Source organism: Fonticella tunisiensis, assembly GCF_004364155.1.
In the GTDB taxonomy this organism is placed as follows: domain Bacteria; phylum Bacillota; class Clostridia; order Clostridiales; family Caloramatoraceae; genus Fonticella; species Fonticella tunisiensis.
This window is the reverse complement of the sequence record NZ_SOAZ01000004.1, coordinates 106,202-119,696: the sequence shown is the minus strand read 5'-3', so window position 1 is coordinate 119,696 and position 13,495 is coordinate 106,202. Positions and strand designations below refer to the sequence as shown.

14 protein-coding genes and 5 tRNA genes are annotated in these 13,495 nt (G+C 40.4%); 1 reads left to right on the top strand and 18 read right to left on the bottom strand.

The window, feature by feature from the left end; translation table 11 throughout:
• Nucleotides 1–267: 267 nt before the first annotated feature.
• The 6 genes from EDD71_RS03760 to EDD71_RS03735 all read right to left on the bottom strand — a co-directional run bounded on the left by EDD71_RS03760 (nucleotide 268) and on the right by EDD71_RS03735 (nucleotide 1,387).
• A tRNA-Tyr gene (locus EDD71_RS03760) sits at nucleotides 268–352 on the bottom strand.
• Nucleotides 353–361: 9 nt separating this feature from the next.
• Nucleotides 362–437: transfer RNA gene (locus EDD71_RS03755), tRNA-Thr, on the bottom strand.
• Between the two features lie 3 nt (nucleotides 438–440).
• Nucleotides 441–516, bottom strand: a tRNA-Val gene (locus tag EDD71_RS03750).
• Nucleotides 517–638: 122 nt separating this feature from the next.
• Nucleotides 639–723, bottom strand: a tRNA-Tyr gene (locus tag EDD71_RS03745).
• A gap of 85 nt (nucleotides 724–808) precedes the next feature.
• Nucleotides 809–884 (bottom strand) — tRNA-Val (locus EDD71_RS03740).
• Nucleotides 885–1,162: 278 nt separating this feature from the next.
• Nucleotides 1,163–1,387, bottom strand: coding sequence for a hypothetical protein (locus tag EDD71_RS03735; protein ID WP_133627402.1), 225 nt, complete (start codon nucleotides 1,385–1,387; stop codon nucleotides 1,163–1,165).
• Between the two features lie 142 nt (nucleotides 1,388–1,529).
• Between EDD71_RS03735 and yyaC the strand changes: the two genes are divergently transcribed.
• Nucleotides 1,530–2,072 carry a spore protease YyaC gene (yyaC, locus tag EDD71_RS03730; protein WP_243116391.1) on the top strand — a complete coding sequence of 181 codons (543 nt, stop codon included), beginning with the start codon at nucleotides 1,530–1,532 and terminating at the stop codon, nucleotides 2,070–2,072.
• 48 nt (nucleotides 2,073–2,120) lie between these two features.
• On the opposite strand, the gene fabZ is transcribed toward yyaC, so the two are convergent.
• From fabZ to EDD71_RS03670, 12 genes are all read right to left on the bottom strand, one after another.
• Complete coding sequence (gene fabZ / locus EDD71_RS03725) at nucleotides 2,121–2,546, bottom strand: 3-hydroxyacyl-ACP dehydratase FabZ (protein WP_207669276.1); 426 nt, start codon at nucleotides 2,544–2,546, stop codon at nucleotides 2,121–2,123.
• 352 nt (nucleotides 2,547–2,898) lie between these two features.
• Entirely contained in the window at nucleotides 2,899–3,912 is a 1,014-nt protein-coding gene (mreB, locus tag EDD71_RS03720; RefSeq protein ID WP_133627400.1) for a rod shape-determining protein, read from the bottom strand.
• Nucleotides 3,913–4,015: 103 nt separating this feature from the next.
• Complete coding sequence (spoIIID, locus tag EDD71_RS03715; RefSeq protein ID WP_133627399.1) at nucleotides 4,016–4,270, bottom strand: sporulation transcriptional regulator SpoIIID; 255 nt, start codon at nucleotides 4,268–4,270, stop codon at nucleotides 4,016–4,018.
• 134 nt (nucleotides 4,271–4,404) lie between these two features.
• Nucleotides 4,405–5,217 (bottom strand): M23 family metallopeptidase, encoded by an 813-nt coding sequence (locus EDD71_RS03710; RefSeq protein ID WP_166636328.1) that lies wholly within the window; start codon nucleotides 5,215–5,217, stop codon nucleotides 4,405–4,407.
• Nucleotides 5,218–5,331: 114 nt separating this feature from the next.
• On the bottom strand, nucleotides 5,332–6,378 hold the full coding sequence (spoIID, locus tag EDD71_RS03705) for a stage II sporulation protein D (RefSeq protein ID WP_166636327.1): 1,047 nt from the start codon (nucleotides 6,376–6,378) through the stop codon (nucleotides 5,332–5,334).
• A 224-nt stretch (nucleotides 6,379–6,602) separates the two neighbouring features.
• Complete coding sequence (gene murA, locus EDD71_RS03700) at nucleotides 6,603–7,862, bottom strand: UDP-N-acetylglucosamine 1-carboxyvinyltransferase (protein WP_133627396.1); 1,260 nt, start codon at nucleotides 7,860–7,862, stop codon at nucleotides 6,603–6,605.
• 19 nt (nucleotides 7,863–7,881) lie between these two features.
• Nucleotides 7,882–8,586 (bottom strand): YwmB family TATA-box binding protein, encoded by a 705-nt coding sequence (locus EDD71_RS03695; protein ID WP_166636326.1) that lies wholly within the window; start codon nucleotides 8,584–8,586, stop codon nucleotides 7,882–7,884.
• A gap of 151 nt (nucleotides 8,587–8,737) precedes the next feature.
• Nucleotides 8,738–9,142, bottom strand: a complete 405-nt coding sequence (gene atpC / locus EDD71_RS03690; protein ID WP_133627394.1) for an ATP synthase F1 subunit epsilon — start codon at nucleotides 9,140–9,142, stop codon at nucleotides 8,738–8,740.
• Between the two features lie 12 nt (nucleotides 9,143–9,154).
• A complete protein-coding gene (gene atpD, locus EDD71_RS03685) occupies nucleotides 9,155–10,552 on the bottom strand; it encodes a F0F1 ATP synthase subunit beta (RefSeq protein ID WP_133627393.1) in 1,398 nt (465 codons plus the stop codon).
• A gap of 10 nt (nucleotides 10,553–10,562) precedes the next feature.
• Complete coding sequence (atpG, locus tag EDD71_RS03680; protein WP_133627392.1) at nucleotides 10,563–11,411, bottom strand: ATP synthase F1 subunit gamma; 849 nt, start codon at nucleotides 11,409–11,411, stop codon at nucleotides 10,563–10,565.
• A 20-nt stretch (nucleotides 11,412–11,431) separates the two neighbouring features.
• On the bottom strand, nucleotides 11,432–12,937 hold the full coding sequence (gene atpA / locus EDD71_RS03675; protein ID WP_133627391.1) for a F0F1 ATP synthase subunit alpha: 1,506 nt from the start codon (nucleotides 12,935–12,937) through the stop codon (nucleotides 11,432–11,434).
• The gene (locus EDD71_RS03670; protein WP_133627390.1) at nucleotides 12,934–13,494 is read right to left on the bottom strand and encodes a F0F1 ATP synthase subunit delta; all 561 of its coding nucleotides are present in this window, start codon (nucleotides 13,492–13,494) and stop codon (nucleotides 12,934–12,936) included. The genes atpA and EDD71_RS03670 overlap by 4 nt, the downstream gene beginning before the upstream one ends.
• Nucleotide 13,495 lies beyond the last annotated feature (1 nt).

Genomic DNA, 13,495 nt, shown 5'->3' with positions numbered 1-13,495 from the left:
CTACATGAAACAAAATTCACCACTTTACTTATTATATCATCTCGAACATCCCCAGGCCAATTAGTATTATAGCGCTATCTGCAAATATATGTATTAAAATGAGTCTATAAAATTATCTGATCTGCAGCCAGTTAAATATCAATCCCACAGTTATAAGGCCAAATAAAGTAAGCCCCATAAGCTGCATGCCAAGCCATTTTTAAAGATTCCAATATGGTATAGTTTAAAAAGCAATAATAAAAAAGACGCTTTGATAAGCGTCTTTTTTGGTGGAGGAGGATGGATTCGAACCATCGAAGGCTGCGCCAACGGATTTACAGTCCGCCCCCTTTGGCCACTCGGGAACTCCTCCGTATTAAACTGGAGCCGGCTATAGGACTTGAACCTACAACCTACTGATTACAAGTCAGTTGCTCTGCCAATTGAGCTAAGCCGGCATGTGGTGGGCACAACAGGGCTCGAACCTGTGACCCTCTGCTTGTAAGGCAGATGCTCTCCCAGCTGAGCTATGCGCCCATGCCATTCCTCAAGCAGCAACATAGTCAGTATACATCATTTAATTAACTCTGTCAACAACTATTATAACAATTTATTTTTTATCGTTCAAAGCCTGCTTTATAAGCAGAGCTTTTAGAATATGGTGGAGGAGGATGGATTCGAACCATCGAAGGCTGCGCCAACGGATTTACAGTCCGCCCCCTTTGGCCACTCGGGAACTCCTCCATATTGATCTATCCAAATATATAACTTGAACCTGCAAACTGCCCGTTACAAGTCAGTTGCTCTGCCAGTTGAGATGACAGGCATATGGTGGGCACAACAGGGCTCGAACCTGTGACCCTCTGCTTGTAAGGCAGATGCTCTCCCAGCTGAGCTATGCGCCCATGCCATTCCTCAAGCAGCAACATAGTCAGTATACATAATATAAGGTAATTTATCAATTTAACTAAAGTTGATTTTAAGGGTTTATGTTCATTTTCCTTGTCATACATTCCCCATACTATGCAATGCTTCACTATACTTAAAATTATACCTCCCCCTGATTGAATTTCACAGATTCTACGGTAAAAGTTATAAAAGAATAGTTTTTATGACAGATTAATCTTTCAAAGAAGGCTGAAATAGATAAAATATAGGATAAGGAGGCTGTTCATCCGCCTCCCTATCTATTTTGACCCGTCCCTGCGTTATTCATTGGTATATTCAAATTTCTGTTGAAATCATCGAATATGTATCCTGTTCCCTCCGGCTTTTCATATTCCTTCTGAGATTCATCATCAATTGATAGAGTCTCATATGAAGGGTTGTCACTCCTGAATGTAAAAATGGCAACTAAAGTTATAAATGTTATGATGACAACAAGCCATATATTTAAAGTCCTTTTCATGCTACCCCTCCACACAAAATATTCACCGCCATTTATTTGGCTAATAAATAGTATTTCATTTTTAATAACTTATTATTCATAAATAAATTTTGTAATAAAAGACATACCCTCCTTTGTATATATTAACGAGGGGGTGAAGTGCTTGCGAAATCATCCAGACATACTTGGAATTAGAATAAACTATCTCGATAAGACTGCTGTAAGGGATCTTGGTGAATATATATCGGGTTTTTTCCAGGAAAAAACTTTGATTGTATGTATAGGAACTGATAAATGCATTGGAGATTGCCTTGGTCCTCTGGTTGGTACATTTCTGACGAAAAATAACTTTCCATATCCAGTAGTAGGAACTCTTGATTTTCCAGCCCACGCCATTAATCTCGAAAAGGTAATTAAAAATGTAAAATTGAAGTATCCCGACTATTTTACAATAGCAATAGATGCCTGCCTTGGATATGAGGACTGCATAGGCGATATACAGGTTAAACTTGGACCAGTCCATCCTGGAAAGGGTGTTGGGAAAGTCCTGCCCCAGGTTGGAGATATTTCGATAGTTGGGGTTGTGGATACTATTGACAATTCGGACGTGTTTTCCATAAGAAATACAAGGCTCAGCTTTATAATGGCAATGGCTGAGGTTGTGTCAGAGGCCCTCCTATATGCAGCAAAAAAGGTGAGCACTTAAGCTCACCTTTTTTGCTGCATATAGATAAAATATATTCTATTCACCATTTCATTTAACCACTGCAAACATCAATTCTCCCTCTGCAGCGATTTTGTCTCCAACCCTTGCTGAAACCTTGGCTTTTCCTATCCCTCTTTTTATTGCAACAAGCTCTGCCTCCATAATAAGGGTATCCCCTGGAACTACCTGCTTTCTAAATCTTAGTTTATCAATTCCTGTAAAAACTGCAAGCTTTCCCTTGTACTCTTCCATCGAAAGTATTGCAACTGCACCTACCTGTGCCATAGCCTCTACAATTAAAACTCCTGGCATTATAGGGTTGCCGGGAAAATGCCCCTGAAAAAATGGTTCATTTATTGTAACATTTTTTATTCCTACAGCCCTTTTTCCCTCTTCAATTTCTGTTATCCTGTCAACAAGCAGGAAAGGGTATCTGTGAGGTAAAATATTTTGAATATCTATATTTTCCATAATATGCCTCCATTTCTCTTCTTCTGTTTAAAATCCCTTCTTTCAAATCCAAAGCCTTAGAACTTCTTTGCAAAACGTACTGGTGAATGAAATATATTTTTTATCGCAGCGCCTATCTATGAATTTATTTGACACAACGGGTTAAATTATATTTTCACCATGCTCCGCAGTAAAAAACAGTTATAAATAGCACTTACGATACGCTGGCACAAAGCTTAATACATCACCATGGAATGTCTTATTTATATTATATAATTATTAAGTTTATAGCTCAATTATTTTTTATACCTGGTAATAATTTTTTTGTAACCAGTTTATAAAATTAAAATCCCCCTATCCGGCGGATAGAAGGATTTTAATAATTAGAAGCAGTTAATTCCTCAAGCCTATCAGAAAAGTCCAATGCTTTACCTGTACCTATAGCCACGCAGGAAACTGCATCCTCTGCAACTCTTACAGGAACCTGCATTCTTTCCTCTAAATACTTATCAAGACCCCATAGAAGCGAACCTCCTCCTGTCATAAGTATTCCCTTATCGCAGATGTCTGCGGCAAGTTCAGGAGGAGTTTTTTCAAGAACTGAATGCACACACTCGGCAATAGCTTCTATGGTTTCCTGAAGGGCGCTTCTAATTTCTTCCGAGGTAACTACAATATTCCTTGGAAGACCAAGTACAAGATCTCTTCCTCTAATTTCCATAGAGATATCCTCGTCCCTCTTATAGGCACATCCTATATTAACCTTTAGGTCTTCCGCAGTTCTTTCCCCAATCATCATTTTATGTTCTTTTCTAACATATCGTATTATTGCTTCATCGAACTTGTCTCCTGCAATCTTAATGGAGGATCTTACGACCATTCCCCCGAGAGATATAACAGCAACGTCAGTAGTCCCTCCTCCAATATCCACTACCATGGAACCGCTTGGTCTTGTTATATCAATCCCCGCTCCTATAGCAGCAGCTATAGGCTCCTCTATCAGATAAACAGTTCTTGCTCCTGCATTAAGTGCCGCATCCCTTACTGCCCTTTTCTCAACTTCTGTGGCTTCACATGGGATACACACTACAAGCCTTGGCCTTCCAAAGCCGCCAAAGGCCTTTTTAATAAAATGCTTCAGCATTAGCTGGGTGGTGTCGAAATCCGAAATTACGCCATCCCTCATTGGCCTCATGGCAACAATGTGACCAGGAGTTCGGCCTATCATTCTTCTGGCCTCTTCGCCAACAGCCAGTACCTTATTATTGCTCTTATCAATTGCTACAACTGAAGGCTCCCTGAGTACTATGCCCTTCCCCTTGACATATACAAGCACACTTGCTGTACCTAAATCTATTCCCATATCGCTTTTAGACTTAAATAAATTCATACTTTCACTCCCTACCGCAAATTATACAAAACTAATATATACTTCTATAAAATTCTTCAAATTCCTTCTTATATTAATATTTTTTGTAGGGAGCAGTTGTATTTTATGCTTCTTGCGCACTATATTTCATCTTTGTGGCTTTACCGCCCCTTATATGTCTCTCAGCTTTATTTAACTCCAATATATCCTTGGCTTCCTTTGCAATTTGAGGATTTATTTTAGGAAGTCTTTCTGTAATATCCTTGTGTACTGTGCTTTTACTTACTCCAAATATTTTTGCAGCTTTTCGTATTGTGGACTTCGTATCAATTATATACTTTGCAACTTCTAGAACCCTTTCCTCAATATAGTCCTTCAAGTCAAGTACCTCCTTTTTATATCTCTTTTTAATAGATATGTGCATTTAAAGTTTTTTATAATATTCGATTTCCAAAAAAAGAGTGCTTGACAAACCTTCCAGAGAAAGTTTGCAAGCCCCCTTCAAGTTCCACATTATTTCTTAAGGATTAAGTATTTTGATGGATCGACTATATCGTATGTTTTATTACCCTTTGTTTTCTCCAATACTACAAAATGTAAATGGGGACCATCGGATTCGGCTAACTCCTTGTAATAGCTGTCTCCAACATAGCCTATTACATCGCCTTTTTTAACTTTTTTACCTGCCTTGATGCCTTCAGGTACTTTATCCGGGTCAAGGTTGCAGTATACTGTCTTAACTCCATTTCCATGGTCTATTTCTACACTGAATCCATATGCTGTAACTGCGTTTCCTTCCAGCACTGGATCGGCACTAACTCTTGAAATCGTTCCAGCTTCAGCAGCCTTAACCTCTGTCCCTATCTCGGCCCTAATATCAATGCCCTCATGAACTTCCAGTGCGCCTCCAATGGCCGGATACTGCACAGGAGCGGTATTGCTAAATGGTCTGCTTATCTCCCCTTCTACAGGCATCTGTAGTTTAAAGCTTGACTTTACAGTACTTGTCTGTTTGGAGGAATTACTACTCGTTTTATTTGCTGTGTTTGTTATTGAGCTTGTTTTTGAATTATTGTTTGAGCTATTAGTTGAAGCCGGAACTGTTTTATTATCAGTGTCTTCAACTAAATCAGCGTTTGGCTTGTTGTCGGTTTGCTCAACATTTGTTTTGTTGTCCGATGTCAGCTTTTTATTTATGTTTGCATTATTCCTTGAAATATAGACTGCAGCTACAGCCACTATGCAGAGACAGACAAACAGAACAATGTAGAAACCCTCCCTGTCAAATATTTTTGATGATTTCTTAAACATGTTTTTTACTCCCATTTTTACACCTCCATTATGTAGTTTGTCCAGATTATGGAATATCATACATGGGATACAAAAAAATTTTTGAGCATCTTATATTTGTAAGATGCTCAAATTTCACAGTTTTTATTCCTATTTTTTTGAAATATCGCTAATCTTATTTATTGCTATACCTGTGTAATAATGCTTTAAAATTTCATCATACTTACTTCCTTTGTCAGCCATTGCCTTTGCTCCCCACTGGCTCATTCCCACTCCATGGCCGTTCCCCCTGACATCAAAAATAACCTTGCTGGATGTCACCTTTACATTAAAATCAGCTGAACTAAGGCCCATGGCCCATCTTACATCCACGCCGGAGTAGGTTTTATTTCCTATTTTAATTGCTTTGACCCTTTTTCCTTCGGTCCAGCCAAGTATTTTTATTTCGGTAGACAGGGTTTTACTCGATAGCTTAAGTTCCGGCTCCCCTTCCTTCTTTATTTTGTTATCATATTCAACCATTTTTTTAATGAAATCTGCTTTGCTTATTTCCTTTGTGGATTTAAAGGTCTTTGACACCTCCTCGCCAGAGCTTTCTACACTTACAAGATAGGGTGCTTCATATCCGAACACCTCTTTACTGTTTTCTGTCCATCCGTTGCTTGTTGAAAAATACTTAACCAGAGAAGCCAGTTTTCCATCATATGTCATTATCTGTCCCCTGGTAGCCTCAACTGCATTTTCTATTTTATTCCAATATTCAGAAGCTACACTTAAGTCCCAGTTTTTCATCCTGTCCTCCTTGGATATCCACGCCTGACAGTGTACATCATCACAAACAGCCGCCCCTTCATGGCTTTCTTTTCCTCCAAACTGACTCATGCGCGCTACAGCATAGGTTCTTGCAGCAATCGCTTGAGCTTTTAAGGCCTCTATACCCCATGATGCTGGCATTTCAGCAGCAACAACCCCCTTTACATATTCTTCAAGATCCATCTCCTCTATCTTTTTAGTTGTTTTGGACATATAAACCTTTATCTTAATAGATTCATCGTTACCCTTGCTGCTATTCGATACAGCCTGTGGTATTATATTTTGGGGAAGCCCTATTCCCTCGCCTATATTTCCCAGGATTATAATTGGTATGAATAGTGTTAATAAAATCACTGAAAGTATGTAAATCAATATCCTTCTCAATAACTTTCCCCCTTTCATAGACAGGGACAAACTCCTATATAGAATTTTATTTTCAAAGAGAAAATTTTATGACAAAAAACAAACTCAAGCCAAAAGAAGGTCAAAACTTAAAAGGGCTGACAAGCCAGATGAATTCGTTAAAACATAACGAATTTACCCGGACTTATCAGCCCTTTTCTATAAGAACTTCCGCCGTGCGGGAAGTTTTAGAGCATGGCAGCCACTTACTCAGATATTCTTTCGATATCTGCCCCAATATTTTTAAGCTTACCTACCATATCAACATATCCTCTGTCAATATGATGAACGTCATAAATTTCCGTTTTCCCCTCTGCCATAAGGCCGCCGAGAACCAGCGCAGCACCTGCTCTTAAGTCCGTAGCTTTAACCTTTGCACCGGTTAAGCCTTCTACGCCTTCCACCACGGCGCTTCTTCCATCTATCTTTATATTGGCTCCCATCCTCTTAAGCTCAGTTACATGCATAAACCTGTTTTCAAACACGGTCTCAGTTATAATTGAAGTCCCCCTTGCTATGCTCATAAGTGCCATGAACTGCGCCTGCATATCCGTTGGAAAGCCGGGATACGGCATCGTCTTAATATCAACGGATTTGAACCTTGCATTTGATACAACCCTTACCCTGTTCTGCTCCTCATAAACCTGAACCCCTGTCTCCTGAAGCTTTGCAATAATAGGCCTTACATGTTCGGGGATAACATTTTCAACAGTAACATTTCCTCCCGTTATAGCAGCTGCCACCATATAGGTTCCGGCTTCAATTCTGTCCGGAATAACCTGATGCCTTGTACCTTTAAGCTCCGTAACCCCTTCTATCTTTATCTTGTCGGTTCCAGCACCTGTAATATTTGCGCCCATGTTGTTCAAGAAATTTGCAAGATCTACTATTTCCGGCTCCTCTGCAGCATTTTCTATAACAGTCTCCCCATCCGCCAGCACCGCAGCTGTCATTATATTTTCAGTTGCTCCTACCGACGGAAAATCCAGATATATATTTGCTCCTTTGAGTTTTTTGCATATTGCCTCTACATAGCCATGTCCAAGTATTATATCGGCACCAAGGGCAGCAAACCCTTTTAGATGAAGATCAATAGGCCTTGTTCCTATGTTGCATCCCCCTGGAAGTGAAATTTTAATCCTTCCAAACCTGGATAGAATTGGCCCCATAACTAAAAATGAAGCCCTCATTTTCCTTACAAGGTCATAAGGAGGCTCCGTTGAATTTATATTATGGCCTTTTATTGTTATCTGATCCATTTTTTCATCTATCTTTATAGATGCACCAAGTGAATTAAGTACGCTGCAAATTACATAAACATCATCTAAAAAGGGTATATCATCTAAAACACATTCACAAGGGCACAGTAGTGATGCCGCTATAATAGGAAGCACCGAGTTTTTGGCTGCACTGATTTTAACCTTTCCTGTTAATCTGCTGCCTCCATTGATGACTATTTTATCCATTTATATTCCCCCATTCATATTAATATTCTGTCAATATGATTGGACTTCCTATCCATATGTAGGTGCAGCCCTTTGTTTCGCTATACCTTAAAGCCATATTCAAATTTATATACTTACCCTCTATTTCAACTCTGTCACTTATTCCTTTAACATAGCCGGTCAAGCTAACCATGTTTCTTTCATCCATTCCCTCTACAAGTCTCGCTCCAATGGAGGAAAATGCAGAGGATATTCTTTCCTTCATCTGTGGAACGCTGAGTTTCTCGTTGAACCTGCCCATGATTAACGAAGAAAAGGAGGGCTCAACCTTATAAACTTCGAAGGCTTTTGCCACAGTCCTCCTTATATTATTATTAATATTCTCGCCCAACCTATATTGTGATAGGGTAACCGAAGCATAGGTTAAATTTTCGCCGGGTATTTTCCTTACCCTGACTTTAACTTCCGTATCTTCATTTCTATAGTTTAATTCAGACCATTCATCCATCCTTGACTGAGAATACTCCCCTTCAAGCGTTAGGGCCTTAAAAATGTTTTCAGCGGTTTTTTCTATGCTTTCCCCTGATATGAAGCTTGCATGACCTTCAATTTCCATCTTCATAAATTCAGCTCCGGTATTGTTAAAGGATTTATATAAAATAGATAAGCCATCCCTTGAATTAAAAGACCTATTTAAATATAGTATTAGCAGAAGTACTGCCATTAAAACACCCCATTTTTTCATTTCCATCCCTCCCATTTGGTATTAGTAAGTATAACCAAATGGGAGAAAATTTATTCAATGATACTTACAAATTATTCCTTTTAAAACGCACAAAAAAACCCCGAAGTCAACCTTCGGGGTTTTTAAAAGATCAGGGCACAGAATTTCTGAACTATTTTGCCCTTTCCACAGCTTTTAGCCTTGCCTCGGCACGCCTTAAGGCAAGCTTTGCCCTTTCCTTATTTACCCTTTTATCGCCTGATTTAAGCCTTTCCTCTGCCCTCTCCTTAGCTTTTTTTGCCCTCTCTACATCGATTTCCTCCGGCCATTCTGCTGAATTTGAAAGAACAATAGCCCTGTTGTCCTTAAACTCCAAAAGCCCTCCCGAAAGGGCAGCGTATTTTACTTCATCGTCTTTTTTTATCTTTAACACCGTAGGTACTATACCTGCTGCATATGGAATGTGGTTTGCAAGTATTTCCACCCTTCCTGTGGTGGTATCAAGCAGGATGGAATCAACATCTCCTTCAAAGAAGCTCTTTTCCGGAGTTACGATCTTAACATTGAATTTAGCCATCCACTTCACCTCTTACCTGCCCATCATCTGCTTCGCCTTTTCCACTGCTTCATCTATTGTTCCAACAAAAAGGAAGGCAGCCTCCGGCAGATCGTCATGTTTTCCATCAAGTATTTCCTTAAATCCCCTTACTGTTTCCGACACAGGAACGTATTTTCCAGGTATTCCTGTAAACTGCTCTCCAACGAAGAAGGGCTGCGACAGGAACCTTTGAACCTTTCTTGCCCTTGATACTACAAGCTTATCATCCTCTGAAAGCTCATCAATTCCAAGTATTGCAATGATGTCCTGAAGCTCCTTATACCTTTGAAGAATGTTCTTTACCCTCTGGGCTGTTTCATAATGCTCCTCTCCAACTACCCTGGGATCAAGAATTCTGGAGGTTGAATCCAGCGGGTCAACGGCGGGATATATACCAAGCTCAACTATCGATCTTGATAGAACCGTTGTGGCATCAAGATGTATAAACGTAGTTGCAGGCGCCGGGTCTGTAAGGTCGTCTGCAGGTACGTATACAGCCTGAACCGATGTTATGGAGCCGTGCTTTGTTGATGTTATCCTTTCCTGAAGGGCCCCCATTTCAGTTGCAAGGGTTGGCTGGTATCCAACGGCTGATGGTATTCTTCCAAGGAGGGCTGAAACCTCTGAGCCTGCCTGGGAGAATCTGAATATGTTATCTATAAACAGGAGCACATCCTGTCCCTGGTCCCTGAAGTATTCAGCCATCGTAAGGCCTGTAAGTGCAACCCTCATTCTAGCTCCTGGCGGTTCGTTCATCTGTCCAAATACAAGGGCTGTTTTATCGATAACTCCGGACTCCTTCATTTCGTTGTAAAGGTCATTTCCTTCCCTCGTCCTCTCACCAACTCCTGTAAAAACGGAAAGTCCTCCGTGCTGCTTTGCTATATTGTTTATAAGCTCCTGAATGAGCACCGTCTTACCTACACCTGCACCTCCAAAGAGCCCTATCTTTCCACCCCTTGGATATGGTGCTATAAGGTCAATAACCTTTATTCCCGTTTCAAACATTTCAGGCTCAACTGCCTGCTCTTCAAAGGATGGTGCCGGCCTGTGGATTGGATAGTATTCATCTGCCTTTACCTCTCCTGCATTATCTATTGGCTGGCCTAAAACGTTAAACAGTCTTCCAAGTGTTGACTTTCCAACTGGAACAGAAATTGGCTTTCCTGTATCAACAGCTTCCATTCCTCTAACAAGGCCATCAGTTGGCTCCATGGAAACTGTCCTTACTATGTCATCTCCTACGTGTTGCATTACCTCTGTTACTATAGTTTTACCATTAAAATTTATATGAATGGCATTATATATGTTTGGAAGCTGGCCGTCTTCAAACCTTATGTCAACAACAGGCCCAATAATTTGAACTATTTTCCCTTTATTTAGTGCCATGCTCTCCCTCCTAATCCTTTAGTGCTTCTGCGCCGCTTACTATTTCGGTTATTTCCTGGGTTATGCTGCTCTGCCTTGCCCTGTTGTACTCAAGGTTTAGCTTATCCAGTATATCTCCTGCGTTTTTGGTTGCAGCATCCATAGCCGTCATCCTTATGGAATATTCGCTGGTAGTGCTGTTTGTTAGTGCATTAAATACAGCCGCCCTTAGAAAACTGGGAATTGCATAATCAAGAACGCTATCCGGAGAAGGATCAAACTCCATTTCGCTCCTTGAAGTTTCCCCCGGTCTTTCAACGGGAAGAAGTTTAAGAACCTCAACTTCCTGTTTAACCGGGGAATAAAATCTTGTATAAACGATATATATATTTCTGACCTTTCCCTCTCTGTAAACTTCTAAGGCAGGCCTTAAAATTTCTTGTGCATCCTTAAGGGATGGGGTATCTCCAACCTCAACGAACTCCGCAAGGGTTTCATATTTGTTTCTTGTAAAGAAGCTCTTTCCCCTTTCTCCAACGGTTATAAGAAGAACCTTCTTTCCATACATATGCTCTAAGGCTTTATTGATTACATTGGCGTTGTAGCTTCCGCAGAGCCCTGAATCTGAAGTAATAACTATATATACATCCGTATCGGAATTGTTTTGTCTAAAGTATATGGAATCATTTAAATCGATGCTTAAAGCAATATTTTTTATGGCTTCATTAAAGACCTCATAAAAAGGGTTGGAGCTATCAGATCTTTCCTTGAGCTTTCTAACCTTAACGGTTGCAACAAGCCCCATAGCCTTTGTTATCTTCTGTGTGTTTCTTATGGACCTTATTCTCCTCTTTATCTCTAAAAGTCCCGCTCCAGCCATGGACTTCACCTCCCTGCCCTTTACTTAAAGGTTTCTTTAAACTCCTCTATGGCAGAGTTTAGATTCTTCCTTATTTCATCATCAAGGGCCTGTTTTTCGTTTAATGTATTCCACAGCTCCTTGTGATGTGTGTGAATATATTCTATAAGTTCATGCTCAAAAACCCTTACCTTTTCAACGGGTATATCGTTAAGATAGTTATTAAGGGCAGCATAGAGTATTAAAACCTGATCTATTACATTCATAGGCTTATACTGCTCCTGCTTCAAAACTTCAACTAGTCTCTGCCCCTTTTCTATTCTAAGCCTTGCTTCCTTATCAAGATCTGAACCGAACTGTGCGAAGGCTGCAAGCTCCCTGTACTGTGCAAGCTCAAGCCTTAAGCTTCCTGCAACCTGCTTCATGGCCTTTATCTGAGCGCTTCCTCCAACACGGGATACCGATATTCCAGGGTTTATAGCCGGCCTTACGCCTGAGAAGAACAGCTCAGTTTCAAGGAATATCTGTCCATCGGTTATTGAAATAACGTTTGTTGGTATATAAGCAGTTACGTCTCCGGCCAATGTTTCTATTATTGGAAGGGCTGTCATAGAGCCTCCTCCAAGGCTATCGGAGAGCTTTCCCGACCTTTCAAGAAGCCTTGAGTGTAGATAGAAAACGTCTCCAGGATATGCTTCCCTTCCCGGTGGTCTTCTAAGAAGCAGTGACATCGTCCTATATGCAACGGCATGCTTTGAAAGGTCATCATAAACTATAAGAACATGCTTACCGTTATGCATGAATTCCTCTCCCATTGCGGTTGCCGCATAGGGCGCCAAAAACTGCATAGGTGCAGTCTCTGAAGCTGAGGCTGATACTATTATGGTATAATCCATTGCCCCGAACTCCTCAAGGGTGTTCATAAGGTGAGCAACAGTTGACTGTTTCTGTCCTATTGCAACGTATATGCATATAACATCCTTGCCTCTTTGATTTATTATGGTGTCAACGGCAATGGCACTTTTACCGGTCTGCCTGTCGCCTATAATAAGCTCTCTCTGGCCTCGTCCTATCGGCACCATTGAGTCGATGGCCTTTATACCTGTTTGAAGGGGTTCCTTAACAGACTTTCTTTCTATGACTCCAGGAGCAATAACCTCAGCCGGTCTGAATCTGTCTGTCTTTATGGGCCCCTTTCCATCTATTGGCTGTCCAAGGGCATTTACTACCCTTCCAATTAGTGCCTCGCCAACTGGAACCTCAACGGTTCTGCCCGTCCTTTTAACTATGTCCCCTTCCTTTATTCCCTGTTCCTGTCCAAATAGAACAGCACCTACGTTGTTTTCTTCAAGGTTGAGGGCCATTCCATAAATTCCGTTAGGAAACTCTAAAAGCTCCCCTGCCATGCACTTGGAAAGCCCAAATATTCTCGCTATTCCATCACCAACCTGTATTATTGTACCCGTATCTATGGATTCGAGCTTGTTTTCGTATTGTGATATCTGCTGCTTTATAATTGAACTAATTTCATCAGGTCTTATGCTCATACTTTCACCCCTTTGTATTGATCTAAAAGGCTTTTTCTCATGTTTTCAAGATTTCCCCTTATGGTGCCGTCTATAATCCTGTCGCCAATTTTCAAAAAGACGCCGCCTATTACTTCAGGGTCCACTATGTTTTGAACTTCAATATCACAGGAATACTTTTCACGAAGCCTTGTCTTAAGAAGGCTCATCTCTTCATCGTTCATTTTAACAGCCGTTGTAACATAGGCTATTTTTATTCCCTTTTCCTTGTAAACAAGATATTTATAGTCATAATAAACCGTTCTTATCTCATTTATTCTGTCGTGGTCGATAAGAAGAAACATAAGCTTTATTATTTCATCATCAACTTTTCCTTTAAATATATTTTGAAGTACCCTCTTCTTCTCATCGTTTGTAATGCTGGGATGCTCTAGAAACAGCTTGAGCTCATCGTTATTTATGAGTATGTTTGAAACATTCCTAAGCTCATCAAGGAATAAATCTATTTTATCATTGGCTTTGGCAACATCAAACAGGGCATGCCCGTATCTTCTGGATGCAACTTCATATTTTTGCATA

What these genes read in the sequence shown, in the direction of transcription:
- EDD71_RS03735 (WP_133627402.1), bottom strand. Translation starts at nt 1,387, where the DNA reads ATGAAAAGGACTTTAAATATATGGCTTGTTGTCATCATAACATTTATA.
- mreB (WP_133627400.1), bottom strand. Translation starts at nt 3,912, where the DNA reads ATGAATTTATTTAAGTCTAAAAGCGATATGGGAATAGATTTAGGTACA.
- EDD71_RS03710 (WP_166636328.1), bottom strand. Translation starts at nt 5,217, where the DNA reads ATGGGAGTAAAAAACATGTTTAAGAAATCATCAAAAATATTTGACAGG.
- murA (WP_133627396.1), bottom strand. Translation starts at nt 7,862, where the DNA reads ATGGATAAAATAGTCATCAATGGAGGCAGCAGATTAACAGGAAAGGTT.
- EDD71_RS03695 (WP_166636326.1), bottom strand. Translation starts at nt 8,586, where the DNA reads ATGAAAAAATGGGGTGTTTTAATGGCAGTACTTCTGCTAATACTATAT.
- atpC (WP_133627394.1), bottom strand. Translation starts at nt 9,142, where the DNA reads ATGGCTAAATTCAATGTTAAGATCGTAACTCCGGAAAAGAGCTTCTTT.
- atpD (WP_133627393.1), bottom strand. Translation starts at nt 10,552, where the DNA reads ATGGCACTAAATAAAGGGAAAATAGTTCAAATTATTGGGCCTGTTGTT.
- atpG (WP_133627392.1), bottom strand. Translation starts at nt 11,411, where the DNA reads ATGGCTGGAGCGGGACTTTTAGAGATAAAGAGGAGAATAAGGTCCATA.
- atpA (WP_133627391.1), bottom strand. Translation starts at nt 12,937, where the DNA reads ATGAGCATAAGACCTGATGAAATTAGTTCAATTATAAAGCAGCAGATA.
- EDD71_RS03670 (WP_133627390.1), bottom strand. Translation starts at nt 13,494, where the DNA reads ATGCAAAAATATGAAGTTGCATCCAGAAGATACGGGCATGCCCTGTTT.